The organism is Streptomyces sp. NPDC030995 (assembly GCF_055571215.1).
In genome coordinates, this window is record NZ_JBVIFS010000002.1 from 32,130 (window position 1) to 57,079 (window position 24,950).

Here is a 24,950-nt window from a genome sequence, read left to right on the forward strand (position 1 = left end):
TTATGCCTCCGGTGTTCCGTCCGCCGAGATACGGCGGAAGCCGAGGTACGGGAAGAGAGATTCGGGAAGGACGAGGGAGCCGTCCTGCTGCTGGCACTGCTCGAGGAGAGCGGCCACGGTGCGGCCGATGGGGAGGCCGGAGCCGTTGAGGGTGGCGACGAGCTTGGGCTTGCCGTCCTCGCCTCGGGTGCGGATGTTCGCCCGGCGGGCCTGGAAGGTGCCGAAGTTCGAGACCGACGAGATCTCGCGGTAGGTGTTCTGGCTCGGGATCCAGACCTCGATGTCGTACGTGAGCTGGGCGGAGAAGCCCGTGTCACCGGCGGCCAGCTTGACGACGCGGTAGGCGAGGCCGAGTTCCTTCAGGCACGCCTCGGCGTGGCCGACCATCGTCTCCAGCGTGGCGTCCGCGTCCGCCGGGTCGACCATCTGGACGATCTCGACCTTGGCGAACTGGTGCTGGCGGATCAGGCCCCGGGTGTCACGACCGTACGAGCCCGCCTCGGACCGGAAGCACGGCGTGTGCGCGGTCAGGGACAGCGGCAGGTCGGCGGGCGGGATGATCTCGTCGGCGTAGAGGTTGGTCAGCGGGACCTCGGCCGTCGGGATGAGGAACAGCTCACGGTCGGCTACGCCGGTCTTGAACAGGTCCTCCTCGAACTTCGGCAGCTGTCCGGTGCCGGTCATCGTCTTGCGGCTGACCAGGTACGGAACCGCGTGCTCGACGTACCCGTGCCGGCGGGTGTGGATGTCGAGGAAGAGCGTCGCCAGGGCGCGCTCCAGGGCGGCGCCCGCCCCGCGGGAGACGACGAACCGGGGGCCCGACAGCTTCGTCGCCCGGGCGAAGTCGAGCATGCCGGTGCTCTCGCCGAGGTCGACGTGGTCCTTCGGCTCGAAGGAGAAGGCCGGCGGGGTGCCGACGCGCCGGACCTCGACCGCGAACTCATCGGAGTCGCCGTCGGGGGCCGCGTCGTCCGGCAGGTTCGGGATGGTCAGGAGGAAATCAGTCAGCTCCTCCTGCACCTGCTCCTGCTCGGCGTCGATGTCCCGGATCTGGTCCTTCAGCTCGCGGGCGCGCTCCTTCAGCTTGGAGATGTCACCGCCCTGCTTGGCCGTCTGCTGGACCTCGCTCGCCACCCGCTTGGCCTCCGCCCGCAGCTCGTCGGCTGAGCGGATGCTCTGGTTGCGCCGGGACTGGAGGTCTTCCAGGCGGGACAGGTCCAGGGAGTAACCGCGACGAGCGAGCCGACGAACTGCTTCGGCACCCATTTCAATCAGGGCGCGGGCGTCATGCATGAGGAAGATCCTTTTTATCCAGCGAGTGGGATGGGGATACCGCATCGACGGTAGCAACCGTCGACCCCTCGCTGATCCGCAATATCGTCGAGTCACCATCGGTGGCTGATTCGTGGTGAACGCTCGTATCAAGATCGTCCAGCAGTGCCGTGACGAGGATGGGTAGCTCGTCGTCGGGTATGGCGACCGGCTCGACGTAGGGGGCCTCCGGGAAGAACAGCGGCATGGGGTCGTCTGGGGAGCGGTCCCGGTGCCAGAGCAGCACGGAGACGAGCAGACCGTGGCTGACGAGTACACGGGGACCGGGGTGCTCCAGGGCGGCGAGAACCCCGGAGAGCATCCTCCGGATGCCCTCGCGCTGGGATTCCGAGGCACCGGGTGGACGCCGCCCCGCACCGTGAGTGTCGAGCCAGACCGCGTATTCGAGGAACGGGCTGCCCTCGAATTCCCCGTAGTCGAGTTCGTTCAGCCGGTCATCGACAACCAGCGTTGCCGCAGGAACGCCGATGAGAAGGGAAGTCGTCTGCCGGGCTCGCGGGAATTCGCTGGTCAGCCATGTGGCCACGGCGTGTAAGGGGAGGATGGTCCAGGCGCGGCTCAGCGACTGCCGGCCTTCCTCGTTGAGGTGGATGTGCTTGGTCGGGTCGCCATTGACGAGGTACCGCTTGCTGTAGTTCGTCTGGCCGTGGCGAACGATGTAGGTGGTCACGTTCCGCTCCGTGAAGTCGATGCCGAGAGGTCGGAGAGCACTTCCGCCATCTGCGGTGCTCTCGGGTCGTCGGTCTCCAGGTAGAAGAGGAGACCGTCCAGGGCGAGCAGGCGGCACCAGGGCGCGAGTACGGGGACGGGGATCCGGGAGATGCGTGAGGCAGTGGTCAGCCGCTCCCCGGTCCCGCGGGCGAGGTCGTAGTAGATGGTCCAGAACGCCCAGTCGAATGCCGGGTCACCCACCATGGGGAGCGGGTCGATCAGACGCGGGTGCGCCAGCCAGTCGAAGGGCACGTTCTCCCGGTACAGGTCCGCGTGCAGGACCGTCACCCGGCTCGGGTCTTCCTCAAGGTCGGTGAGTGCCGGGAGGGTGGCGTCAACGAGAGGGCGCCAAGCGCCGGTGTCGAGCGCGTGCTCCCGTCGCCGGATCCGGGGGAAGACTTCCCCATCGAGGTAGGTGGCGAGCCGGGGGAAGTCGTTCGGTCGGTTTCTGCGCCGCCCGAGGGTGTGGAGTCCCTGGAGGGCAGCGGCGACCATCGGCGTCTCACGCGCCGACCGATCCGCTCCCCCGGGTCGGCCACCTACGAGTTCGAGGGCGGCCACAGCAAGATCGTCCGCGGCCTCCAAGACGTCTGCCGTGGGTCCGCCGGCCCACAGGCGTAGAGCGTCCACCTCGTGGCGATACCGGGCGGGGTCGACCCAGGCTTTGAGGAGCAGCGGACGCCCGTCGAGGTCGATCGCCCTGGCGATCACCGAGGCGTGTCCAGCGTCGAAGTAGTCCCCGAGCGCGAGCTTCCAGCGTTCTGCGGCCTCCGTTAGCAGGCCGGGGGCTGCGTCGAGCCAGCCCTCGACTCCGTTGCCGTAGTGCGCGATTAAGCGCCGCCGGCAGCCTGCGGGGATCTCTCCGAGCGTCCGCTTCGGCATCAGCTCAGCACGATCCCGTCGGAAACGAGCTCGTCCGTGAGGGCCGGGAACTCGGTGAGGATCTCCGCGACCAGGGCCTGCACCTTGTCGACCTCGGCGTCGGGATCGGAGAGGCGGACGAGGATGCGCCAAGGCTCATCGAGCCGCTGCCCGGTGGTGCTCACGAGGTGCACCTCCGCGTGGCCCGCGGTCGCCTCGTGGAGCCGGGAGGCCAGCCGCTGCGCGGCGATGTTGTAGAGCTTGCCGACGTGGTAGACGGGGTTCTTGCCGTTCGCCCCCTCCAAGTTCATCGGCCGCAGCGGCGTGATGAGACCGTTCACGCGGTTGCCTCGGCCGACGACGCCCTCGTCGCCGGACTCGATGGAGCTGCCGGTGTACGTCAGGTACAGCTCGTCCTTCTCCGGCACGTCCCGGGCGTTCAGCCGGAAGCGGGTCTCCGCCCCGAACATCCGGAGGCCAGCGAGCCGGTGGCACTCGGCCAGAACACTCTCCGCGTTGCGGACGTACTCCGCCCGGCTGGCGACATGGCGCGACTTCTGGGGGACGCACAGCACGACGTCCGCCCGCTCTCCGTCCCAGTAGCCCATGAGCTTGACGTCGGAGCCGCACCAGGCGTGGGCGCGGGTGAAGTCACTCTCGCCGGAGAAGTGGTCCACCAGCTCGCGGACGAACGACTCGAACGGGTTCTCCGGCGCCCAGCCCGTCCCGAGGGACGTGTCATTGGACAGCCGCACCCGCCGCTCGCGGAGATCGTCGATGGAGCGCGGGTTGAACCAGCGGGTGCGGTCCGGCACTCCGTCACCGGTGAGGACGGCGCCCGGGCTGGAGTTGCTGGTGATGTTGAACGTGAGGTCGAGGTGGTTCGACACCTCGGGGAGCCGCTCGGCGAAGAAGGCCCTGACCTCGGCCTCGACGATCTCCTTGACGGGGATCCGTTCCCCGCCGCACATGGGCGCGGCTCGCCCGTTGACCAGGACGCGGACGGGGGACGTCATCCCGCCGGCGCCGTAGCGGACCTCGCTGGCCCCACCGAGGAGGGCGAGCTTGTCGAAGTTGTGGTGCAGGACGGCACCGAAGTGCTGGACGGTGTAGTGGCTGTAAGCGCGGGACAGCCGCTCGGCGAGGTGGTCTGCCAGGGTGTCCGGGTGGCCGAGGCCCTTGCGCTCCACGATGGTCGTCGCGTCCGGCGTGGCCCTGGCGGTCTCGATGACGAGGTGGCTGTTTCCGATGGTCGTGCTCGTACGAGGCATCATGAACTCCCGTTCAGGGCGGACAGAGAGGGATGAGCACAGGCGTCAGCACGCCTGAGGAGCGGTAAGGCGAAGGTCAGCGCGGGACACCAGCAGCACGAAGAAGTGCGACGGCCTCAGCCAGTGACCTGTATGCGGCTGCGGGCTGCTCTTCGACAGAGAGCCGACAGACGTCGTGCGTGCTGAGCAGGTCGATATCGTGCGGCCGTCGGCGATCGAGCCAGAGGAGCAGGCGCCATGCCAAAACAGGGCCGCTGAACGGCATCTCGGTCAAGAGGTCGACCGGGACGCTGCCGGGTGCCACACCCTCGTAGATCAGGTCGCGCACGAGGTGGAAGGCCACGTCGGTGAAGTCGAGGACGGCGGGACCGCGAGCGCTGGCTTCCCAGTCCACTACGTGCACGCGCTCGCCGTCGATCAGGAGATGCTCGGGCTTGAAGTCTCCGTGCAGGTACACGACCGGATGCGAATCGAGCGGCTGGAGGGCCCCATGCAGCACCGCCGGCCAAGGCCTCCGACGACAGCGCGGGGGGAACTGGTCCAGCAGGAACTGACGCGGGGAAACGGAATCGGCTTGCTGCCCTTCCCAGCCGAAGCCGGACGCGAGGCCAACGGCGGGCTGGTGCAGCCTGCTGCTCACGCCGAGGACGTGCCCGATGTACTCCTCAATAGCCTTGCGCGCGCCGATCGAGCAGGGCGTCCCAGACAGCATTCGGAACACCGTCCATGACCCCGCCTCGGTCCTGCCTGTGGCCAAGACGGCCGGGACCGAGAGACCGTGGAGGGCAGCGCGTGGAACCGTCTGGGCCTCACGCCTACGTCGGCCTTCCGGATCAATCCTGACGTAGACCTTCAGTAGCGCAGAACCGTCCATGGCACGTTGCGTTCTGGAGTGGGGTTTGACGGCCGCTGGGGCGAACGGGCCGAGACCGAGCCCGACCGCCGGCTCTCCTACCTCCGTGCTGAGCACCATCTCACCTCCACCTTTGCGATTCCGTGTGAGCGATCTCGCCGGAGCGGACTGCCCAGAGCCGTGCTTGCGCCAAGTAAGCCCGACTCCTCGCCATGGAGCAGTGGACGGGGTTAACAAGGACGACCGTTAACTGTTAACTCCCCACGTCAGCAGCCGCCTTGGAGGCATAGTGAGAAGGGGCGGCCCGCGGTGCAATTCGGGGGAGAAATGCAGTCCAAGAGCAAGCTTCAGACAGCGCGGCGCAGCCGCGGATGGACACAAGGCGACCTCATCGACGCCTTGGTCGCCGCTGCCGAGCGCCTCGGCGTCGAATCGCCTTCTCCCGCCAGCTGGAAGACGCTCATCTCCATGTACGAGAACGGACGACGGCCGGTGAGCGTGGACCATCAGGCCCTCTTCCGGGAGGCGTATGAAGCGACGAACGACGAACTCGGTTTCTCGGCGACTGGGTTGCTGCTGGGCAGCCGGACGCCTCACCCACAGGCACCTTCACTCCGGACGAAGAATCCCGTACCGATCAGCCCGGAGATGCTGAGGTACTTGACCACCCTCCTCGACCATCACGCCCAGGCCGAGCCGCTGGTCGGCCCACAGTTCCTGGTCGCGCCTGTCCAGAGCCAGATGCCTCTGGTCGAGCGGATGTGCCAGGACGCCTACGGCCCTTTACGCGGGGACGTACTGCGCGTCGGCGCCCGGTACACCGAGTTCCTGGGATGGCTGCATCAGGACACCGGCCGCGCCGAGGAAGCCATGCGATGGACCAGCATCGCGATGGAGTACGCACAGGAGTTGGGAGACCCCATGCTGATCGCCTACCTCTTCCAGAGACGCAGCAACATCGCCACCGAGGCAGGGCACGCAGGACACGGCGCCGGTCTCGCCAGTGCAGCCCTTCGCTTTGCCGCACAGCTCTCACCCCGCGTCCACGCGGTGGTGCTGCGCCAGCTCGCTAACAGCAAGGCAGGGCTTGGAGAAGGAGCGGAAACCGATCGCGCAATCGATCAAGCTCTGGCCGCGGCAGCCGGGGGTGACGATGCTGATCCCATCGCCGGCTACTGCTCCGTGGCCTACGTCGAAATGGAGGCCGCGAACTGCAACGTTCGCCTGGAGCGCCCGGACTGTGCGGTAGGGATTTACCAGGACAGCCTGAGCCACTGGCCGACCGTTCAGGAGCGTGACCGCGGCCTGTGCCTCGCCCGGCTCTCTACCGCGAACGCCATCCTCGAAGATGTGGAAGGCGCCCACCTGGCCGCCGAGCAGGCTCTCGCGATCGCCCAGCGGACGGGATCGACTCGAATCCTCAACGAGCTGTACCGACTTCAGCCCCGTCTTGCCAGATGGCACAAGCTGGTGGAAGTTTCAGAGTTGAACAGGGAGCTGGACACAATGAGGAGCGCCGCCCTGTAACCGATCAAAGGGAGTGTCGTGAACCTGCTGCCGATAGCGACCAGCACGGATGTCCAAGAGCGGCAGCCCCGTGTCGCCGTACTTCCCATCGGCTCCTTCGAGCAGCACGGTCGCTACCTCCCGCTGATAACCGACACAGCGATCGCCTGCATCGTCGGCCAGGAGATCGCCGACTCCTACCCCGTGCACCTGCTCCCGCCGATCACGATGTCGTGCAGCCACGAGCACGCTTCGTTGCCTGGCACCGTCAGCATCAGCGCGAAGACCTTGTTCTCCATGGTCGACGACATCCGCGCGTCGCTCTCCCGGTCCGGCATCACCAAGCTAGTAATCATCAATGGCCACGGCGGTAACTACGTCCTGTCCAACATCGTCCAGGAAGCCAACGTCGACGGCCCCACCGTCTCCCTCTTCCCGCTCGGTTCCGACTGGGACCAAGCTCGTGAGTACGCTGGCCTGGTTTCCGACCGCCATGCCGACATGCACGCCGGAGAGATTGAGACATCCGTCCTGCTCCACTCTGCTCCGGAGCTTGTGCGGGACGGTTTCGCCGACGCAGACCACGACGGCGGACCGCGTCCTTTCCTCCTGGTCCAGGGCATCAGCGCGTACACGGCATCCGGAGTGATTGGCTACCCCTCATATGCCACGGCAGAGAAGGGCAAGGCTGTCCTCGACAGTCTGACGAGCAGCTTCGCGGCGCACCTCAGCATCCTCGGCGAGAGCCGCTGAAGGCCGCACCTCCCATCTGTGGCACCTGGGAGACCGGTGTCGGGAAGTAGATCGGCCGTCGTCGAGACGCCACCCGCCGATTCACTATGAGGCCGACGGTCAGCGGCACGGCCGCCTCACCTGGGCACATCGCCGTTCCAAGTCCGGCGGCATCTCGGCGACGGCTGAACGCGGGCCCTCTGACGGCGCATCGAAGGGACCCACTTAGTGATCTCCTCTGACTCTGACCTTGGTGATCAAGGTCAGGAGAGAAGGGTGATCCTTGTGGAGGAATGGGCAGAGATCCGGCGGCTGCAGCGGGCAAGGCCTGGAACACCACCCCATGCGCTGCCTCCGGAACAGCGTGTGCCGGGGCTGCTGGAGCGGACCGGAACCCTGAGGCGGGCCTTGACGGCCTCCGCATTCAGGGGGCGCGAGGGGGGTGTCACCCTTGGCGGGGCCTGCACATGCTGGCTGCCCTGGCGGTCGACTGGGGCACGGTTCTGACGGCCACGGGCAAGGCGGTCTGGTGCGAACTCGCACTGCATTCGGACCGCCAGTGCCGCCGGGTCCAGCGCGGAGCGGCTGTCCTGGCGGCCTACCGCGGCCTCGCCGAGAGCCCGTACCCTCCGGCCGCCTGGCGCCCACAGGTGATGGAGGAGTCGGTGACCGACCTCATCGCTGACGTCCTCCATTGGCTGGCGGCCCAGGGCTGCGACCCGGACGACATCCTGGACCGCGCCCAGACCCACTATGAGGCTGAGGCGGACGCCGCGTGAGGTGGGTGCAGTTGCGGAGCCCGGGAGGCTATCGCTGCGGAGGTCCCGCGATCTGCTCCATCTCGGCCTTCAGTTCCTCGGGCGTACGCCATGAAGCTCCGCGGTGGCTGCGATGACACATGCGGTGGCAATTGGCGCACAGCAAGGCAAGATCGTTCAGCCTGGTCTCGCACGGGCCCGCAATGTGGAGTGGCAGCACGTGGTGCACTTCGATGTAGCCGTTCCCAAGCTCTCCGTACGCAGAACGGAAGTCGAAGGTGCAGACAGCGCACTGAAGAGGCACTCCAAGCTTGTGGATCTGGCTGATCTTGCGCCTGCGCAATGCAGGGTTCCGCTCGCGAGAGATCGCCCACCGTGCGAGCAGCCGACCTTCAGAGGCGGTCGTCCCGTCCTCGTCCGCTTCATCGGGCTGCTCGGGGATCAGGGCAAGCTGGCCGGACCCGATGCCGGCCTCGATGGCCTCTGCAGCCTGAAGCATCGCGGCCTCGCGGGTGAGGAACTCCTCGATGATGCGCTTGTCCAGGCTCCCGCCCTTGGTGGGCCTGCCCGAGTAGCCGGGATGGTTGGAAGCAAGATCCGTGGTCTTGCGGGAGATGCTCCCGACAGACCTGTATTCGGGGAGGCGGCGGGCCAAGTCGGCTCGCCCTGGCAGAGGCAGGGACCGGAGCAGGTCAGAGAGCTCGGTCACAGCGGGATCGCCAACCCGGAGCTCCCGCCACCCGTTCTTGACGACGAGGGCACAGGCCAGCAGCAGTTCATCCCATGTCCACGCAGGGCTTCGCATGGCAGATATCGTACAAGCGTTCGTTGCGGCGTGCGGGAGTAATGGCTAAGCCGAATCGTGTCGCACACTTGGAGGGTTGTCAGTGGGGTCTGTCACCCTCTGTAAGGGCGGATTGCAAGGTGTGTCCGTCGTGTAAGTCTGGAAGGAGGGTGCATGACCAGCACTGACTCAGGTTCGAGGTTCACGTCGGTCGAGATCTGTGCTGGAGCCGGCGGGCAGGCCATTGGACTGCATCAAGCGGGTTTCAGGCACCTCGCGCTCGTAGAGATCGATACGCATGCGGTTGGGACGCTGCGTAAGAACATCGATGAGCGGAAGGAGTGGAGCTGGGAGAAGGAGCACTGTGACCTCCTTCCTCCAACCGACGTCAAGCTGTTCGACCCGGACAAGCATCTGGAGAAGAGCGGCAGGCTGCTGCGGCAAGACGGTCTGGATCTTCTGGCCGGAGGCGTTCCGTGTCCGCCGTTCTCCCATGCCGGCAAGCAGCTGGGCAAGGATGACGACCGCGATCTCTTCCCCCGGATGCTGCAGCTGGTCGAGCAGCTGAATCCCCGCGCGGTGATGATCGAGAATGTCCGCGGGATCATGGACCCGAAATTCTCCGACTACCGCGACTGGATCATGGCCCAGCTGCAGGGTGGTAGATACCGCGAAGAGGACGGGAATGTAGTTGAGGTCAGAGGCCTGGACTACACGGTGTGCAAGTGGGGTGTCCTGGAGGCAAGTGATTTCGGTGTCCCGCAGCTGCGCCCGCGTGCCATCTTGGTGGCCATCCGGAACGATGTACTCAAGGACCTGAAGTACGAGTGGCCGTCCCCGACGCACGAGGATCCGGTGAGCGTCGCGGATGCCCTCAAGCAGACCATGCATGACCGGTATAAGCGCTACTTCAAGGGCGCCTACGCCGAACGCGCTCGCGAGGCGTATGACACGTGGCTCAAGAAGGCGACCGATCGTGACGCTGAGCTGAAGGGCAAGGGGGGCGGCATTGCGCCCACTCTTGTTGGCGGTTCGAAGAAGCATGGTGGCGCTGACCTCGGACCCAGCCGAGCCAAGGCAGCCTGGAAGCAGCTTGGTGTCTCGGGACTCGGCGTTGCGAATGATGCCGATACCTGCAAGAAGAAGGAGTCCGAGGGCAGGGATCTCTTCGGACCCGATGGGCCGATGCTCACGGTGGAGCAAGCGGCGATCATTCAGGGTTTCCCTAGAGGCTGGGAGTTCGACGGCGGTAAGACCGCCCAGTACCGGCAGGTGGGCAACGCCTTCCCGCCTCCAGTGGCCGCTGCCGTAGGCAAGTCGATCATTGAGGTCCTGCAGGCCGCCCGGGAGCGAGATCGCGGACAGGCGTGATCAGACTGTGCCCGTGCCCGCATTTCTTGTGCGGGCACGGCGCTTTTGGACCTCTGCCGCAATCCGAACGGCGCATTCGCCCGACGGCTCGTGCTCCCAGAAGCGGAGCACTGTCCAGCCTGCCTCGCGGAGGCGTTGATCGGTGTCCCGGTCGCGGGCCACGTTGCGGGCCACTTTGTCTGACCAGTAGCCGGGGTTGGTCTTGGGCGCTACGTAGTGGTCGGGGCATCCATGCCAGTAGCAGCCGTCGATGAACACGGCCACCTTCGACGGACGGAAGACGATGTCTGCCGTCCGTCGAAGTCCGGGCAGAGGTCTGGCGGCTACGCGGTAACGCAGCCCTTGTGCGTGGAGCAGGCGTCGGACCAGCTGCTCAGGCTTGGTGTCCCGGCTACGGATCGCTTGCATGTTGCGTCGCCGGGCAGCAGAAGACGCCCATGACCCCTCTGGCGGTGACCACGCATCGCCGTCAGGCTCGGGCAGCACAAGACTCATCGGGATCTGCCTTTCCGCCTACCAGCCTGCCAGAGTAGCGGCCAGTTCTTCGTACGGCAGGACTCGCCGCTGCTCGACGCACTCCTGCCAGTCATCCTTCTGCTGGCTGCTGCCCACGGCGTTGACGGCTGCGGCGAGCGAGTCAAATGCGATGTGGTAGACGGCATCTACTTCGCCAGTTCCCCGCGCGATGGCTGCTATGCGGCTTGGCATCGGCTCCGCTGTCACTGTCACAAGGTGTGGCAGCCGCCCTCGGCGGTGCCTGATCATCTGGAGGAACTCATGCCGAATGTTCTGGACTCGGTCTGAACGGATGGTCCACTTACAGGACACGGCGGCGTGCAGAAAAGAGTGCTTGTCCTCGTGGTCAGGGGACTCCTCGATGCCGACGGTGACGTCAGGCTTGATCAGATAGTCCCGTCCGAGTTCAGCACGTAGTTCGGGGTGCTGGCGAAGCAGCTGCGAGAGCCTGGCCAGATGTGCGTACTGGCTGAATGAAGTGACCAGCTCTCGGTGGTCCACTTGCCAGGCTCGGGCAGGGGCCAGCCGGCTGAGAGTGTCAGTCAGGTCGCGGCTTACGGCGTGCTCCAGGGCTGGGCCCAGATCCTTGGGGTTGGTCCTGTGTTCTACGGGTGCGATGTCAAGGTGCTCAAGTATTGCGGCGGCCAGAGCCTTGGACGGTTCGCTATTCGTATCTGCGGTGTTGGCGACGAGGGCCGGCGACTTGTCCAGTCGCTTCCAACCCAGCAAGCGGCTGGCGAATGATGTGGTCATCTTTCGGGGTCCGCCTATTCGCTATGGGACGGAAGGGCCGGGGCCGCAGCCGATACTTCTCCTGCGAGCGCGCAGGTCCACATCCGACCGTCCAGGTGAACGCTCGGCTGCCCGTTGTGGAGGTGCGTCACTTCGATGAGGCGCGTGCTTACGAATTCACCTTCCTGAGGAACTGGCAGACCGAGTTCGGCTGCGATCCGGCGGTGGCTCCCGTAGTCCCCCATGATGATGATTCCCTCCTCTTTGAGGGCTGACCGGGCGCCGCCATTTCCGCGGACTCGCTTCATGTAGTCCTTTTGCTGTGCGACCGTACGTACAACACTTCGTCCGATGCGGCGATTCTGTGCGCGCCGGAATAGTTCATTGAGCCGAGCCTGGCCTGATCTCGGCGTCATGACCGCATCTCGGTCGGCTTCCTTCATGTGCAGCAGCACGTTCTCCGGGAGATCTGCGTCACGCCAAAGCCAAAGAATCTTGTTCCGGTGCTCAGCCTTCACCGTGAGTTTCAGATCGCGGTTATTGCCCTTGTTCAGCCAGTCCGGCGTTATGCGGAGCAAGCCGACGCTCCAGCGGCTCTTGCAGTCGTCTGCCCACACCAGAAGGCAGAGATGGCCCATTGCCTCGGGCGGGATCATCCAGGCGCCGAACTGCTGGGAGTATTTACAGTCAACATCGACGCCGGCGATCTTGTAGTCCATGTCGATGCCGTCGTCGAACGTGAACTCCCGCTGGAGATTGATCTCGACGAGCGTCCCCGCGTGGGTCTTCTCGGTCTTGAAGAGCGTCTTCCAGTCGTACCGGCCCGTGACCTCGCCGTTGAGAAGCTGGTCGATCGTGTCGCGGAGAACGGTGGCGAATCGCTGGCCTGCTGGGTCAAGGCGGAGGATGTGCTTGTACACCGCTGACAGCTCCGGGTCACTTTCTAAGAGCGCCCGGGCGTGAATGTTGGTCGCGGCTGAAATGTCCAGAGGCAGCAAGACACACTTCCTTGTCTGATGATGTGCACGTTGGTGCTGCGCATGACGAACATGGACAGCCCCGATGCTCGTCAGGGCTGCCCGTGCCGGTTACGTCAGTTACCTGACCGCATTGCCTGATAGCGGAGCAGGCGACGTGAAGAGTCGTTGGCCGCGGTGGGAGAAACCACTGTGAACGCCATGATCACTTGCTTGGGATCTGCCGTCCCGTCAGTGACGGCAGACAGGAGCTCTGCGTCGTTAGACGTGTCGACCACCGGATAGAGCAGGACGATGCCCGTGCGAGGCCCCACACCCAGTGCGCCTGCTCGGGCACTGCTGACGTCCTCGCCCGCCTGCTTGATGACGGATTCGGCCCATCGACGGTGTTCCATACCGGAGATACGGCCAAAGGCGGCCTTGTAGGGCTGACGCTTACGCCGGACCAGCGAGGTCGGTGCGGAGCCCAGCAGGCTCGCTTCCACCCGCCGGCTCGATGTCGTCTGCGGTGCGACGAGCAGCCAGTCGTCCACCTTGGCGAGTTCGCCGTCAAGCTTGGAGAGGTAGCTGAGGTGCGGGGCGAAGTGGTTGTCGCCTTCCCACTCCAGCTGACGCAGAACGCCGACCAGGCTGGCATGCGGGATCAGTGACGTCCTGGCCTCGAACCTCCGGGTGAGAGGGCTGGTTTCGTCCGGAGGCAGCTCCAGCGTCTGTGCGGCGCGGCCGAACACGTCGAGGAGCGGTAGCCAGCGCTTGGCGTTGGCCTCAATGACCGAAGCATCCCGGGGATAGGCGGCCGGCTCGATCGGCCGCCCCGGTGACCGGATTTCGGTCAGTTCGGCGTTGAACATCTTGTTGCGTGCCGTCGGCTTGACGAGACCAAGGTGCTGCGAGACCAGCGGGAGCACCTTCCGAGGCGTCAGCTGGGGTTCGCCGTCGATCATCTCCGCGTACTGGGCGAGTTCGGAGCGGAATGCCTCCTCATCCTGGCAGATCGCTTCGAACGCCTCGTACAGGTCGAGCGTCTTGTCCTTCCCGAAGGGTTCCTCCCGGCCGATGTAGAGGCGGACAAGGTCCCGGTAGCCGGAGCGGAAGCCGAACCAGCGGCCCATCTGCATCAGGGTGTCGGCCTGCTGGGTCTTCCGGCGGTAGTAGGTGACGGTCAGGCCCTCCACGGTGAAGCCGCGGGACAGTTTGGTGCCGCCTACGAGGATCTTCCAGACGTGTGGGGTGCGGTCGAAGTCGAGTCCGGGTTGCGCGTAGTCCTTTTCGTTCGCGCCATTGACGACGAGGACGGGACTCCCGCCGGATGCGATGAGCTGCCGGGCGCGGCTGATGTGGGGGCGCAGCTCCTCGTACGAGCCGGGGACAGGCAGTCCGTCAGCCCGGGCGTCGCACACCGGCTTATGGTCCGCTTCGAAGAACGCGGCCAGGCGGCCGTGAGATTCGCTGCTCATGTAGGAGGAATCCCAGAGCGCCTTGATGCGGTCGGCGAGTACCGCGTGGTCCGCAACGCGCACTGACTCGTGAACCAGCATGGTGTGGTGGCGGAAGGCGCCTTCGGGAACCCCGTTCGCCACTCGGTAGAGCTTCAGAGCCCCGGCCAGGACGAACGCGTCCATCGCTTCCAGTAGGCGGTCGCCCGTAGCGCTGTCGATGCCGCGCACGTGAGCGGCTTCCTGGGAGGTGGCGACCGTCCGCTCGGAGCTGGGTAGGTCGGAGTGCATGTCGTGGAAGTCCTCCACTCCCATATAGCCGACCGGGCGGGGCAGGGAGATCAGGAAGTCGCGCGGGAAGAGGTCGGCGGAGTCGTCGGGATCGACGAACACGTTGGCGAAAGGGGTCGCCGTGTAGCCGATGTACTGGGCTCGCGGCATCAGGCGCAGGAGTTCGCAGACCAGACCGTTGATGGCGGACCGGTTGGCCTTGCCCTCTTCCCAGGTGGCCGGGTTCGTGGTGTTGACGGACGCCTGGTCGGACTCGTCATCGATGATGAGCGCCGGTACCTCCCCGAGGATCGGGCCGATCTTCTTGAGATCGTTGACGAGTTTCGTCAGGACCGACTTGTTCTTCTTGACCACCATCACGCGGGCTGCCGCATGATGCAGATTCGCCGGGTCATGAAGCGGGAGGGCCTTTTCCACCTTCTCGATGTCGAGCGCCCGGATGCCTCGCTCCAGGGACTGGTAGTCCTTGTCCTTCGTCGTGAGACGTTCGATGTCGAACGCTCCGCGATGAGAAGGCCGGCCGCCGTGCGAGACGAACTTCGCGGGCCAGTCCTCGTCGTCCTGGTAGTCGACACCGATCAACGCGTCGAGATCGTCCGGGTCCGCGCCGCGGAGGATGTTCTCCTGCCCGATCAGCTCCATGTCGAGCCGCCGCTGCGTCTGGCCGCGTAGCAGGTTCAGCGTGCCGCCCAGCACGATGACCAGTCGGTACCCGGCGTCCATCGCCTTGGCTATGACACCGGTGAAGTTGGCGGTCTTGCCAGACTGGACATATCCGACGACCAGGCCCCGGGCCGCGTACGCCTCCGGCCGTGCCGGGTCCGCCAGCCGTTCGACGACGTTGTGGGCAGCCTCCCCGAGGCTGGTGATCGCCGTCGCGCTCCAGCCCTTGCGTCGCAGGAGGTCCTCGTACGCCGGCCAGTAGAACGCACGGGACAGTGCCTTGTCCCGGGTGTACCAGGCCTGGTTGCTCTCGCTGATCACTACGGGCTGGGGGCCCTTGTCGACGGGAACCGCGGCATCCAGTGCCTTGGACAGGTCGTCATCGAAGCGCAGGAGCGCGTACACGTCGGCCCGCCGGGCGTCCGAGCAGGGCGGCGAGCTGGACCAGTCGGCGGTCAGAGCGGCGTCCCACTGGGCCAGGGAGCGGCTCCAGACCGTGGTAAGCCCCGGGTCGCTCGCGGCGAGGCGCGCGCGGAAGACGTCCAGGTCGGCGTCCTGGCCGTCGTCCGTCTCCGACAGTCCGGCCGCGATCCGGCTGAAGCCCCTCGGGGCGCGGCGCATGGCGGCGAGCACGTCGGTGTGAAGATTGAGCAGATGGTCAGTCACAGGGGGCTACGGCTCCAGTTCGCGAGACATTTCACAACGCGCGGCAGACAACAGCACGCTGTTCCACAAGGCCATCTCGTCGTTGCGCTGGGCGCTTGACCGGCCCAGCCGGAAGTTCTTTTCGAGCATGAGGTAGAGCAGGCCCTTCAGCGCCGGAGCGTCATTCGCCCCCGCTCTCCGGCCGTTGTTGAAGGCTGAGCGGAACTCCTTGTTGAGCCGGACCGTGTGTTCCTCGCGGTCGATGTCGAAGAAGACGTCCGGCGGGAGTGCTTCCCAGCGGAACGTGATCGGGTCCTCGTCTTCGATCTGCGGTAGCTCGTCCCGGAGGGTGCGCTTGAGCTTGGGGTCGATTCCCTTTCCTGGCGGGACGGCACTCGTGCGCTGCACTTCAGTGGAACGCCGGGCAGCCTCGCGATAGACCGTCTCCGCTTCTGCCACGTACGCGGCGAAGGGATGGCCGTCTTCGTCGGAGGCCTTCTCGATACCGCGAGCGAATGCTGGTGTGACGCTGACTCCGTCCTTCTTCACGGTCAGGCTGAACACGCCGTTCGGTGACGCAGGAAGATCCAGCGAGATCCGGGCCAGGCTGTGGTGCGTCTCCGCACTGCGGATGCCATTCCAGCCGCCGGCCTGGACGAGGCGGTCATTGCGGTAGATGTAGAAGCCCTGCCGGTCCGCCAGGGGGCCGATGCCCCGGAAGGACACGAGCTGGGACCGGGGCGGCCACACATGGGCTTGAAGAGCGACATCGCCGACGCCCTCAATGGGAGCTGTGTACGTCCTTGGGTAACCCGCTCGCCCCGGAATCCGGTAGCCGAAGGGGTCGATCGGCTCCACCCCCCGGTGATCGAGTTCCTCCTTGGTGTGGACGTCCTCCACGACGAGGTCGATGTGGAACCCTTCTCGAGCCAGGAACCTGTGCAGGTAGAGGCCGAGATGGGTCTCCAGCTTTTCGATCTGTTCGTTGAGGAACCGGTCGCTCTGGCCGGAAAGCACAGTGTCAAAGGCGCGGACGCCATCCCAGCGGACGATGGTGCCGTGCCATCCGATGACTCCGTCGTAGCGGTCGACTAGATCCTGGCAGTACCGCGGATCCACGATGTCGCAGCTGAAGTCCTGCTGTGCCTGAGCGGTCAGCCAGCGCCGCCCGGCGGCGGGACTGCGCTTGGTGCGACTGACGACCGTCAGGGACCCGGCGTGCGAGAGGGAGGCAGCTTTCAGGCCGGCTCCGAAGTGGCCCAACGCCCCGTCGGCGTAGCCCTCGCGGCCTCCTACGATCATTGCGACGTCGAGAGCGGGGTCATCCATCCCACGGCCGTCGTCGATGACCAGCAGGCTGACGAGTCGGTCGCCGTCGCGCAGAAAACTGATGACGATGTTGCGGGCGCCCGCATCGATCGAGTTGTCCACGAGGTCGGCGATGGCGGCCTCGAACCCGTACCCCTGATGCGCCAGCGATTCGACGTAGCGGGCAGCTGGCGGAAGCTGTTTGCTGCCCAGTGTGGGTATTTCGAACTGCCAGTCGCCGGACGGTGAATAGGGCATAGGGCAGCAAACCTTTGGAACGCAGGGGCGGATGTATCCGGCAGTGAAGGATCTTCCACTCCATACCTGCGGATGTCCGATGACGCTAACGCATAGCAAGATCTTCAGGCAGCCCTATGACATCACTGTCCGGGATGCGATACGGGCGGGTGCCTGAGCGGGTCACCTCCTAGCGGTCCCGTGGCACTCCGAGTACGGCTTGGCTGACTGGCACCAGCACGGGGCCGTCGGGGTGGGGGGCCAGGGGGTGGCTTTGCCGCGGGCGGCGAGGGTGGTGGCGTATTCGGCCAGGAGGCTGGGGGAGGCCGGGGAGGTTTTTTCGGAGGCGGCGAAGGCCTCGTAGGACGGGACGCTTGCCGTGACGATGCCCAGGTTCGTGGTGCCCGAGGCGGCGAGGGCGCGGAGGGAGGTTTCGATCTCCCGGAGGTGGGCCTCGTGCGAGGGGTATTCCGCGGCCAGGGTCGGATACGACGTGAGGAGTTCCGACAGTTCGCGCGCCGGCCAGTGCAGGATCGCCACCGGGAACGGGCGGGAGAGGGCGGCGCGGCGGTCGCCCAGTTCGGCGCGGAGGCGGGCGATCTCGGCGCGGAGTTCGGCCGGGTCGTCGGAGCCCAGGGCCCAGATGCGCTTCGGGTCGTGGAGTTCGTCGAGGGGGATCGGGCCGATGTGGCGGGTGTCGGCGACCATGTCCCATTCGTCGTGGGGGAGGCCGAGCAGGCGGCGTACCCGGTGGCGGCCCGTCAGGAGGGCGGTGGTGGCCTGGGTGAGGGGGGTGGAGTCTGAGATGAGGAGGGTCGCGGCCTCGGTGAAGCAGGCGTGCGCGGCTTCCAACTCGTCGTGGGTTTCGAGGGTTTCCGCGATGACCTCCCAGGGCGCCGGGTCCTTCGGGGACGCGGTGCGGATGCCGGAGATCAGGGCGCGGGCCTCGGGCTCGTGGCCGTACTCCCACAGGTTCGCCGCCTGCAGGGCCTTGATCAGGTGGGGGTCGGCGGGGGAGGAGGAGAGGAGTTGGTCGTACAGCGCGCTGGCGCGGTCCCGGGCGTCGGCCAGTTCGAGGTGGGCCGCTGCCTGGAGGAGCAACGGTTCCTGGTCCTCGGGGTAGCGGGTCGCCGTGCGGATGAGGCGCTCGGCTTCGGCGATGTGCTCAGCAGGCGTGTCAGGGCGCATGGATCACACCGTACTGCGGCTGGTCAGTTGGCGGGGGAGGACTTAAGGTGCCGCCCGTGCGAGATCGCGTACCCGTGGTGGTGCAGGGGAGCGGCCGGCGGGCGCGCCGGGCCGGTCTCGCGGGGGTGCTGTGGGCCGCCGCAGAGCTGACCGTCACCGTGGGGGTGGTGGTTCTGTTGCTGGTGGTGCATCAGGTGTGGTGGACGAACCGGCAGGCCGCGGCCGCCGCGCGGGAGCAGGTCCAGGCCTTGAAGAGGGAGTGGGGGGCCGCCGGGCCTGAGCCCGCTTCCGTTCCCGTCCCCGGCCCTGTGACCGCGACCGCGACGGCGGCTGCGACTGAGCCCGCCGATTCCGGGGCGACTGCCGGGCCCGCGCCGTCCCGGGCGCCCCGGCCCGCCGCCGAGCCGCCGGGCCGGGACCAGGCGTACGCCGTCCTGCGCATCCCGCGACTGGGGCTCGTCGTGCCCGTCGCGCAGGGGATCGACAAGCGGGCGGTGCTCGACAAGGGGTACGTCGGGCAGTACCCCGGGACCGCCGGGCCCGGGGCGGAGGGGAATTTCGCGCTGGCCGGGCACCGGAACACCCACGGCGAGCCGTTCCGGTACATCAACCGGCTGCGGGTGGGCGACGAGCTGATCGTCGACGTGCAGGGGCGGCGCTACGTGTACGTCGTGGGGAAGATCCTGAGCGAGACGACCGAGCGGGACACCGGGGTGATCGCGCCCGTGCCGCGGAGCCTGGTGAAGCCGGACCACGGGTACCGCGAGCCCGGCGCGTACATCACGCTCACCACGTGCACGCCCGAGTACAGCTCCAAGTACCGGCTGGTGGTGTGGGGGACTCTGAAGTCCTGACCGGTCTTGCCCCCAACAACCGTTGTCAGCGGGGCCGGTTAGTATCGATCGAGAGTACGAACGGAGAGGGGGAGGTCCGCATGGTTCTGCAACGACGTGGTGGGCGCTCACTGCCCCTTGCCGTGCTGCTCTCGCTGGTGCTGCTCGGGGGAGTCCTTGGGCTGTTCCTCGGGGAGGGCGGGCTGGGCGCCGTCGTGGTGGCTCTCGCCGCCACCGCAGCCACCGTCGCCGTGGGCGCCGCGGCCTTGGCCGTGTGTCTCGTACGGCCCGTGCCGCCGCACCGAATACGCACCGCGATCCGTGATCGCGAGCAGCGCACGGCGTTCTTGCCGCAGCGCGATCCCGACGCCTCCGGCCGGTCGCGGCCCAGGGCGCCCGGCCGTCTCGTCCTGACGGCCGCGTAGGGGCGCGCAGTAGTTCTCGCCCGCTGATCTGCTGGTTTGCCGATCTGCTGATCACTGTTGTCGCCCCCTCGTGGGTCGTCACGCCGAAATGCACCTCTGTGCAGCTTTTTTCGACGTTCGACGAGACCCTTCGGAGGGCCCGCGTGTCTGTTTTCGCCCGTCTTGTTGTCGAGCTGGGCCGGCTTCTGGAGCCGGTGCTGGCCGAGTCCGCGACCGCTGCCGCGATCGTGCTGTTCACCGTGCTCGTACGGCTCGCGCTGCACCCGCTCAGCCGGGCCGCCTTCCGGGGCGCGACCCCGGTGGCGGGGTGCCTGCCCCTGCTGCTGCAGCTTCCGGTGTTCTTCCTGATGTACCAGGCCTTTTCCTCGGCCGATGAGCTGCTCGGGCACCGGCTCTTCGCCGCGCCGCTGGGCGCCCGGTGGTTCGATGCGCTGGAGGCGGGCGGCCTGGTCGGGGCGCAGGGGGTGGTGTTCCTCGGGCTGTTCGCCGCGATCGCGGTGGTGGCCGCCTGGAGTGCGGTGCGGGGGCGCCGGGCCGCCGCCGCTGCCCGGGCGGACGCGCCGGTGGCCGTGCCCGCGGCCGTGTCCGGCGCGGCCGCGGTGAGTGCCGAGCAGCAGGAGGTCATGCGCAAGCTGGGCGGCGTACTGCCCCTGCTGTCGTTCGGGACGCTGATCACCGCTGCCGTGGTGCCGCTGGCCGCCGGGCTCTACCTGCTGACCACCACCGCGTGGTCCGTCGCGGAGCGGGCCTGGCTCCAGTCGCGCGGAGGGCAGCGTTCCACCCTGTGAACAGGGTCTTGCGGATTGGGTGGGTTTCTTGGAGGATCGACCAATCCTCCGATGGCCGCAACCCATCGGCCGGCCCATGGGCACGCCCATGGGCCGACCACCCACGACCACGGGAGAAAGCCCATGAAGCTGCTGCGTGTCGGACCCGTCGGGTCGGAGCGCCCCGCGCTGCTCGACCAGGACGGCACCCTGCGTGACCTGTCCGGCCTGATCACGGATGTGAACGGCAGCCTGCTCGCCGACGACTCCGTTCTGTCCCGGGTACGGGAAGCGGCGGCATCCGGCGAGCTTCCCGTTCTGGGCGCCGAAGGGCTGCGGATCGGCGCGTCCGTCGGCCGCATCGGCAAGGTCGTGGGCATCGGCCTGAACTACTTCGGGCACGCGGCCGAGATCGGCGCGGAGCCGCCGGCCGAGCCGATCCTCTTCCTGAAGGCCGCGGACACCGTGGGCGGCCCGGACGACACCGTGCTGATCCCGCGCGGCAGCGTGAAGACCGACTGGGAGGCCGAGCTCGGCGTCGTCATCGGCAGCACCGCCCGCTACCTGGACTCCGCCGAGCAGGGCCTCGCGCACGTCGGCGGCTACGTGCTGGTCAACGACGTCTCGGAGCGCGAGTTCCAGATCGAGCGCGGCGGCACCTGGGACAAGGGCAAGAACTGCGAGACCTTCACCCCGCTCGGCCCCTGGCTGGTCACCGCCGACGAGGTCCCGGACCCGCAGGTCCTGGACGTGAAGCTGTGGGTCAACGGCGAGCTCAAGCAGGACGGCAACACCTCGGACCAGATCTTCCCGGTCGGCGAGGTCGTCCGGTACCTGAGCCAGTTCATGACCTTGTACCCCGGCGACGTCATCGTCACCGGCACGCCGGGCGGCGTGGCCATGGGCCAGCCGGAGCCGAAGCCGTACCTGCGGGCCGGTGACGTCGTGGAGCTGGAGATCGAGGGCCTCGGCCGGCAGCGCCAGGAGTTCAAGAACGCGTAGCCGGACGAAGGGCGCGTACGCGGGAGGGGCGGGGCTGCCGGTGGCGGCCCCGCCCTCCCGCGTACGCGGGGTGTGCTCAGCCCTCGGCCGGCATGCGGCGTCGGCGGCGAAGGCCGGGGAGGGCGGCAGGACAGCAGGACGGCAGGACGGCTTACAGGTCTACGGTCACCCCGTCGCGGGAGGAAGTGCGGGCCGCCTCCAGTACGTCCAGGCAGTGCGCGGCCTCGTACGCCGTGACCGGCGCGGGTCCGCCCTCGCGCAGGGCGGCGGCCACCGCCGCGTAGTACGCCGGGTAGTCGCCCGGCGCGGTCGGCACCGGGGTTCCGCCGCCGGTCAGCGGGGATTCGCCGGAGCCCAGCAGCCCCCAGAGGTGCTCGGGCTCCTCGCCCCACGGCGCGTCGGCTCCCGGGCGCAGGCCGTCGCGCAGGGCGCCTTCCTGGGGGTCGAGGCCGTACTTGACGTAGCCGGCCCGGGAGCCCAGGACGCGGAAGCGCGGGCCGAGTTGGGCCGTGGTCGCGCTGACGTAGAGGTGCGAGCGGATTCCGTTCGCGTGCGTGAGGGCGATGAAGGTGTCGTCGTCGGTCTGGGCGCCCGGGCGGCGTACGTCGGTCTCCGCGTAGACCCGTACGACCGGACCGAACAGCACGAGCGCCTGGTCCACGACGTGGCTGCCGAGGTCGTACAGCAGGCCGCCGATCTCCTCCGGGGCGCCGGACTCGCGCCAGCCGCCCTTGAGCTGGGGGCGCCAGCGCTCGAAGCGGGACTCGAAGCGCTGGATCTCGCCGAGTTCGCCGTCGGCGAGGAGGCGGCGCAGCGTGAGGAAGTCGTTGTCCCAGCGACGGTTCTGGAAGACGGAGAGGAAGGTTCCGCGGCGGTCCGCGAGGGCGGCGAGCGCGCGTGCCTCGGCGGCGGTGGCGGCGAGCGGCTTGTCCACGACCACCGGGATGCCGGCTTCGAGGGCGGTGGTGGCGAGCGGGACGTGCGTCCGGTTGGGGGAGGCGATCACGACGAGGTCGAGGTCCTGGCCCCGCTCCCACAGCTCGTCGGCGGTGGCGGCGATGCGGACGTCGGGGAACTCCGCGCGGGCCTGGGCCTGGCGGGCGGGGTCGGAGGTGACGACCGTGTCGAGGACGAGTCCGGGGGTGGCGGCCACGAGGGGGGCGTGGAAGACGGAACCGGCGAGTCCGTAGCCGATGACGCCGACGCGCAGGGGGGTGGAGGGGGAAGTGGGGGTGGAGGGGGCGGGGGTGCTCATGCGACTACTTTGGCAACAGTGTTGCCGAAGTGCAAGGAAGGTGGACAATGGGCAGGTGAACAGGGGTAGCGGGGACATGACGGGCGGCGGGGTGAACCTGCCCGCGCTGCGCGGGCACAACGAGGCGCTGCTGCTGGATCTGCTGCGCGGAGCCGGCCCGGCGGGCCTGGGCCGCAGCGAACTCGCGGCCCGTACGGGGCTCACCCCGCAGGCCGTCAGCAAGATCACGGCACGGCTCGGTGCGGAGGGGCTGGTCGCGGAGGCCGGCCGCGCCGCGTCCACCGGCGGCAAGCCGCGCACGCTGCTGCGGCTGGTGCCGGAGGCCCGGTGCGCGGTGGGGGTGCACCTGGACCGCGACGAACTCCGGGCGGTACGGGTGGACCTGGCCGGCCGGGTCGTCGCCGAGGGTGGTGGCCCGCTGGACTTCGGGGCCGGGCCGGAGGCGGCGGTGGAGGCGGTGGAGGCGGTCGTACGGGAGGTCGCGCGGGTTTCCGGCGGGGGCGCCGGGGCCGCGTTGCTGGGGGTGGGGGTGGCTGCGCCCGGCCCGCTCGATCACTGGGCCGGCGTGATGGGGCGGGTGACGGGGTTCCCGCAGTGGGAGGGCTTTGCGCTGCGGGAGGTGCTGGAGGGGCGGCTGGGGTTGCCGGTGGTGCTGGACAAGGACACGAATGCGGGTGCCGCGGCCGGGGGTCTCGGGGTCGGGCCGGGTGCCGCGCTGTACGTGCACGTCGGCACCGGGCTCGGTGCGGGGCTGTGGCTGGGCGGCGGGGTCTACCGGGGGGCGCGGTCGGCGGCGGGGGAGTTCGGCCACCAGGTGCTGCTGCTGGACGGCCCGCCGTGCAGGTGCGGAGGGCGGGGCTGCGCGGAGGTGCTGTGCCTGGGGGCGGTGGCGCGGGGGGATCTGCCCGAGGCGGCGCGGATCCTGGGTGAGGGTGTGGCGAACCTGGTCGCGTTGCTGGATGTGGACCGGGTGCGGTTGGGAGGGCGGGTGGTGGCGGCGGCCCCGGAGGTGTTCGTGGCCGGGGTGCGGGGGGTGCTGGGGGCGCGTGCGCTGGCTCTGCGGGTGGCTCCGCCGGTGGTTGAGCCGGTGGTTGAGCCGGCGGATGTCGGGGTGGCGGAGGTCGGGGTGGCGGAGGGGGCGGCGGAGTTGGCGCTGGCGTCGTTCTTCGGCCGGGCGGGGTGACCGTCGCCTCCGGCGGGGGCGGCAGTGGACGGCGGGGTGCGGCGCCGTTGCCGGGGGCCGCTGCCCCCGGACCCCCGCGCCTCAAACGCCGGCGAGGCTGAAAGAGCGGGGCTCCGCCCCCGACCCCGCGCCTCAAGCGCCGGCGGGGCTGGATTGGGGCGGCGGGGCTGAAAGAGCGGGGCTCCGCCCCGGACCCCGCGCCTCAAGCGCCGGCGGGGCTGGATGGGGCCGGCGGGGCTGAAAGAGCGGGGCTCCGCCCCCGACCCCGCGCCTCAAACGCCGGCGGGGCTGGATTGGGCTGGCGGGTCTGGATTGGGCCTGCGGGGCTGATTGGGCCCGCGGGGCTGATTGGGCCGGTGGGGCCGGTCGGGGTTGACCCCGTGCGCTGTTCGGGCGTAAACCGGGGTGACTCAGGCGTGGTGCCCGGTGCGGGTGCGGGGTGGCGTGGCAGCGTGCGGGCTGGGCCGGGGTGATTGTCACCTGGTCCGACCATCGTCCCGTCCGGCGAGCAGCGAAGGTCTTCCATGCGACTGCGCAAAGCCCTTGCCCTCACCGCCGTACTTTCCGCCGCCCTGGTCGCCACCACCGCACCCACCGCCGGAGCGGACGTCGGTACCGGCGGCGGAGCCCGTCCCGCGCCCGCGCTGCCGTCCCGCGTGCAGGCCACCTGCGGCGACGGGAAGAGCACCGCCTTCCCGATCGGCGCGCGCATCCGGGGCGGCCCGGCCGTGTACCGGACCGGCGGCGGGCCGCAGACCTGGTACCTGGACCTGACCAACACCACCGGGTCCCAGTGCACGGCCATCCACCCCGTCGTCGTCTTCACCGACAAGGCCCGCGCCCTGCGCCCCGCCCACCTGCGGATGGAGTTCGACGCCCCGGGCGGCACCTTCCCCGCCAGCCTGGAGCGCAGCGACCGCGACGAGATCATCGCCGTCTTCGACGGCGGAGACGCCTTCCCCGGATTCACCGTCGGCGCCGGAGCGTCCCTGACCGTCAGGGTCGGCCTCGCCTTCGCCCCCGACGCCCCCACCGGCGAGGTCCTCGCCGACGCCGCCCTCGTCCAGCGCAAGGGCGACGACGGCGACTGGATCGGCGAGGCCGGCGGCTACCGCTTCTCCGTCGAGGGGCCGGAGGATTCCGGCGAAGCGGGCTCCCTCGCCCACACCGGCCCCCGCGCGTGGGCGTACGGGGCCGGCGCGGGGGCCGGCGCCGTGGTCGCGGTCGCCGCCGGCGGCGGGCTGCTGCTGGGGGCCCGGCGGCTGCGCACCACCCCGCGCACCCCGCGCTGATCCCCGCGCATCCCGCGCTGA

At 68.3% G+C, this 24,950-nt stretch carries 23 protein-coding genes; 10 read left to right on the forward strand and 13 right to left on the reverse strand.

Annotated features, from left to right (window positions below; all coding sequences use genetic code 11):
* From serS to ACZ45T_RS03695, 5 genes are all read right to left on the reverse strand, one after another.
* Positions 1 to 1,293, reverse strand: a complete 1,293-nt coding sequence (gene serS / locus ACZ45T_RS03675) for a serine--tRNA ligase (protein ID WP_468437112.1) — start codon at positions 1,291 to 1,293, stop codon at positions 1 to 3.
* Entirely contained in the window at positions 1,286 to 2,002 is a 717-nt protein-coding gene (locus ACZ45T_RS03680; protein ID WP_468437114.1) for a histidine phosphatase family protein, read from the reverse strand. Before ACZ45T_RS03680 ends, serS begins: the two co-directional genes overlap by 8 nt.
* Entirely contained in the window at positions 1,999 to 2,925 is a 927-nt protein-coding gene (locus ACZ45T_RS03685; protein ID WP_468437116.1) for an aminoglycoside phosphotransferase family protein, read from the reverse strand. Before ACZ45T_RS03685 ends, ACZ45T_RS03680 begins: the two co-directional genes overlap by 4 nt.
* Positions 2,925 to 4,175, reverse strand: coding sequence for a methionine adenosyltransferase (locus tag ACZ45T_RS03690; protein ID WP_468437118.1), 1,251 nt, complete (start codon positions 4,173 to 4,175; stop codon positions 2,925 to 2,927). Before ACZ45T_RS03690 ends, ACZ45T_RS03685 begins: the two co-directional genes overlap by 1 nt.
* A gap of 76 nt (positions 4,176 to 4,251) precedes the next feature.
* Entirely contained in the window at positions 4,252 to 5,148 is an 897-nt protein-coding gene (locus tag ACZ45T_RS03695; protein WP_468437120.1) for an aminoglycoside phosphotransferase family protein, read from the reverse strand.
* Positions 5,149 to 5,355: 207 nt separating this feature from the next.
* Between ACZ45T_RS03695 and ACZ45T_RS03700 the strand changes: the two genes are divergently transcribed.
* The 3 genes from ACZ45T_RS03700 to ACZ45T_RS03710 all read left to right on the forward strand — a co-directional run bounded on the left by ACZ45T_RS03700 (position 5,356) and on the right by ACZ45T_RS03710 (position 8,045).
* On the forward strand, positions 5,356 to 6,555 hold the full coding sequence (locus ACZ45T_RS03700) for a helix-turn-helix domain-containing protein (protein ID WP_468437122.1): 1,200 nt from the start codon (positions 5,356 to 5,358) through the stop codon (positions 6,553 to 6,555).
* An 18-nt stretch (positions 6,556 to 6,573) separates the two neighbouring features.
* Positions 6,574 to 7,287: a creatininase family protein gene (locus ACZ45T_RS03705; RefSeq protein WP_468437124.1), complete on the forward strand. Its 714-nt coding sequence runs from the start codon at positions 6,574 to 6,576 to the stop codon at positions 7,285 to 7,287.
* 446 nt (positions 7,288 to 7,733) lie between these two features.
* Positions 7,734 to 8,045 (forward strand): hypothetical protein, encoded by a 312-nt coding sequence (locus ACZ45T_RS03710; protein WP_468437126.1) that lies wholly within the window; start codon positions 7,734 to 7,736, stop codon positions 8,043 to 8,045.
* 28 nt (positions 8,046 to 8,073) lie between these two features.
* Here ACZ45T_RS03710 and ACZ45T_RS03715 read toward each other — a convergent pair whose 3' ends face one another.
* Positions 8,074 to 8,829: an HNH endonuclease gene (locus ACZ45T_RS03715; RefSeq protein ID WP_468437128.1), complete on the reverse strand. Its 756-nt coding sequence runs from the start codon at positions 8,827 to 8,829 to the stop codon at positions 8,074 to 8,076.
* Positions 8,830 to 8,982: 153 nt separating this feature from the next.
* On the opposite strand from ACZ45T_RS03715, the gene ACZ45T_RS03720 reads away from it, so the two are divergent.
* On the forward strand, positions 8,983 to 10,179 hold the full coding sequence (locus ACZ45T_RS03720; protein ID WP_468437131.1) for a DNA cytosine methyltransferase: 1,197 nt from the start codon (positions 8,983 to 8,985) through the stop codon (positions 10,177 to 10,179).
* Here the strand turns inward: ACZ45T_RS03720 and ACZ45T_RS03725 are convergent, their stop codons facing one another.
* The 6 genes from ACZ45T_RS03725 to ACZ45T_RS03750 form a co-directional block, all read right to left on the reverse strand.
* Positions 10,180 to 10,674 (reverse strand): very short patch repair endonuclease, encoded by a 495-nt coding sequence (locus ACZ45T_RS03725; protein ID WP_468437133.1) that lies wholly within the window; start codon positions 10,672 to 10,674, stop codon positions 10,180 to 10,182.
* 18 nt (positions 10,675 to 10,692) lie between these two features.
* Entirely contained in the window at positions 10,693 to 11,448 is a 756-nt protein-coding gene (locus ACZ45T_RS03730) for an NgoMIV family type II restriction endonuclease (RefSeq protein ID WP_468437135.1), read from the reverse strand.
* A gap of 14 nt (positions 11,449 to 11,462) precedes the next feature.
* The gene (locus ACZ45T_RS03735; protein ID WP_468437136.1) at positions 11,463 to 12,425 is read right to left on the reverse strand and encodes a NaeI family type II restriction endonuclease; all 963 of its coding nucleotides are present in this window, start codon (positions 12,423 to 12,425) and stop codon (positions 11,463 to 11,465) included.
* Between the two features lie 95 nt (positions 12,426 to 12,520).
* A complete protein-coding gene (locus ACZ45T_RS03740) occupies positions 12,521 to 15,460 on the reverse strand; it encodes a Z1 domain-containing protein (protein ID WP_468437138.1) in 2,940 nt (979 codons plus the stop codon).
* 6 nt (positions 15,461 to 15,466) lie between these two features.
* Positions 15,467 to 17,005 (reverse strand): ATP-binding protein, encoded by a 1,539-nt coding sequence (locus ACZ45T_RS03745; protein WP_468437140.1) that lies wholly within the window; start codon positions 17,003 to 17,005, stop codon positions 15,467 to 15,469.
* 162 nt (positions 17,006 to 17,167) lie between these two features.
* Positions 17,168 to 18,172, reverse strand: a complete 1,005-nt coding sequence (locus ACZ45T_RS03750) for an SEC-C metal-binding domain-containing protein (RefSeq protein WP_468437142.1) — start codon at positions 18,170 to 18,172, stop codon at positions 17,168 to 17,170.
* Positions 18,173 to 18,228: 56 nt separating this feature from the next.
* On the opposite strand from ACZ45T_RS03750, the gene ACZ45T_RS03755 reads away from it, so the two are divergent.
* From ACZ45T_RS03755 to ACZ45T_RS03770, 4 genes are all read left to right on the forward strand, one after another.
* A complete protein-coding gene (locus ACZ45T_RS03755) occupies positions 18,229 to 19,026 on the forward strand; it encodes a class E sortase (protein WP_468437144.1) in 798 nt (265 codons plus the stop codon).
* Positions 19,027 to 19,106: 80 nt separating this feature from the next.
* The gene (locus ACZ45T_RS03760) at positions 19,107 to 19,430 is read left to right on the forward strand and encodes a DUF6412 domain-containing protein (RefSeq protein ID WP_468437146.1); all 324 of its coding nucleotides are present in this window, start codon (positions 19,107 to 19,109) and stop codon (positions 19,428 to 19,430) included.
* Positions 19,431 to 19,573: 143 nt separating this feature from the next.
* Positions 19,574 to 20,218, forward strand: a complete 645-nt coding sequence (locus tag ACZ45T_RS03765) for a YidC/Oxa1 family membrane protein insertase (RefSeq protein ID WP_468437148.1) — start codon at positions 19,574 to 19,576, stop codon at positions 20,216 to 20,218.
* Positions 20,219 to 20,341: 123 nt separating this feature from the next.
* On the forward strand, positions 20,342 to 21,199 hold the full coding sequence (locus ACZ45T_RS03770) for a fumarylacetoacetate hydrolase family protein (protein ID WP_468437150.1): 858 nt from the start codon (positions 20,342 to 20,344) through the stop codon (positions 21,197 to 21,199).
* 151 nt (positions 21,200 to 21,350) lie between these two features.
* On the opposite strand, the gene ACZ45T_RS03775 is transcribed toward ACZ45T_RS03770, so the two are convergent.
* A complete protein-coding gene (locus ACZ45T_RS03775) occupies positions 21,351 to 22,454 on the reverse strand; it encodes a Gfo/Idh/MocA family protein (RefSeq protein WP_468437153.1) in 1,104 nt (367 codons plus the stop codon).
* Positions 22,455 to 22,530: 76 nt separating this feature from the next.
* Here ACZ45T_RS03775 and ACZ45T_RS03780 point away from each other — a divergent pair, with 76 nt between their 5' ends.
* Complete coding sequence (locus tag ACZ45T_RS03780; RefSeq protein ID WP_468437991.1) at positions 22,531 to 23,637, forward strand: ROK family transcriptional regulator; 1,107 nt, start codon at positions 22,531 to 22,533, stop codon at positions 23,635 to 23,637.
* Positions 23,638 to 24,161: 524 nt separating this feature from the next.
* Entirely contained in the window at positions 24,162 to 24,929 is a 768-nt protein-coding gene (locus tag ACZ45T_RS03785) for a hypothetical protein (protein WP_468437155.1), read from the forward strand.
* Positions 24,930 to 24,950: the final 21 nt, after the last annotated feature.

Excerpts from the sequence above, each read along its gene's own strand:
- serS (WP_468437112.1), bottom strand. The coding sequence starts at position 1,293 with ATGCATGACGCCCGCGCCCTGATTGAAATGGGTGCCGAAGCAGTTCGT.
- ACZ45T_RS03685 (WP_468437116.1), bottom strand. The coding sequence starts at position 2,925 with ATGCCGAAGCGGACGCTCGGAGAGATCCCCGCAGGCTGCCGGCGGCGC.
- ACZ45T_RS03690 (WP_468437118.1), bottom strand. The coding sequence starts at position 4,175 with ATGCCTCGTACGAGCACGACCATCGGAAACAGCCACCTCGTCATCGAG.
- ACZ45T_RS03695 (WP_468437120.1), bottom strand. The coding sequence starts at position 5,148 with ATGGTGCTCAGCACGGAGGTAGGAGAGCCGGCGGTCGGGCTCGGTCTC.
- ACZ45T_RS03700 (WP_468437122.1), top strand. The coding sequence starts at position 5,356 with ATGCAGTCCAAGAGCAAGCTTCAGACAGCGCGGCGCAGCCGCGGATGG.
- ACZ45T_RS03710 (WP_468437126.1), top strand. The coding sequence starts at position 7,734 with ATGCTGGCTGCCCTGGCGGTCGACTGGGGCACGGTTCTGACGGCCACG.
- ACZ45T_RS03715 (WP_468437128.1), bottom strand. The coding sequence starts at position 8,829 with ATGCGAAGCCCTGCGTGGACATGGGATGAACTGCTGCTGGCCTGTGCC.
- ACZ45T_RS03720 (WP_468437131.1), top strand. The coding sequence starts at position 8,983 with ATGACCAGCACTGACTCAGGTTCGAGGTTCACGTCGGTCGAGATCTGT.
- ACZ45T_RS03725 (WP_468437133.1), bottom strand. The coding sequence starts at position 10,674 with ATGAGTCTTGTGCTGCCCGAGCCTGACGGCGATGCGTGGTCACCGCCA.
- ACZ45T_RS03730 (WP_468437135.1), bottom strand. The coding sequence starts at position 11,448 with ATGACCACATCATTCGCCAGCCGCTTGCTGGGTTGGAAGCGACTGGAC.
- ACZ45T_RS03745 (WP_468437140.1), bottom strand. The coding sequence starts at position 17,005 with ATGCCCTATTCACCGTCCGGCGACTGGCAGTTCGAAATACCCACACTG.
- ACZ45T_RS03750 (WP_468437142.1), bottom strand. The coding sequence starts at position 18,172 with ATGCGCCCTGACACGCCTGCTGAGCACATCGCCGAAGCCGAGCGCCTC.
- ACZ45T_RS03760 (WP_468437146.1), top strand. The coding sequence starts at position 19,107 with ATGGTTCTGCAACGACGTGGTGGGCGCTCACTGCCCCTTGCCGTGCTG.
- ACZ45T_RS03770 (WP_468437150.1), top strand. The coding sequence starts at position 20,342 with ATGAAGCTGCTGCGTGTCGGACCCGTCGGGTCGGAGCGCCCCGCGCTG.
- ACZ45T_RS03775 (WP_468437153.1), bottom strand. The coding sequence starts at position 22,454 with ATGAGCACCCCCGCCCCCTCCACCCCCACTTCCCCCTCCACCCCCCTG.
- ACZ45T_RS03780 (WP_468437991.1), top strand. The coding sequence starts at position 22,531 with ATGACGGGCGGCGGGGTGAACCTGCCCGCGCTGCGCGGGCACAACGAG.
- ACZ45T_RS03785 (WP_468437155.1), top strand. The coding sequence starts at position 24,162 with ATGCGACTGCGCAAAGCCCTTGCCCTCACCGCCGTACTTTCCGCCGCC.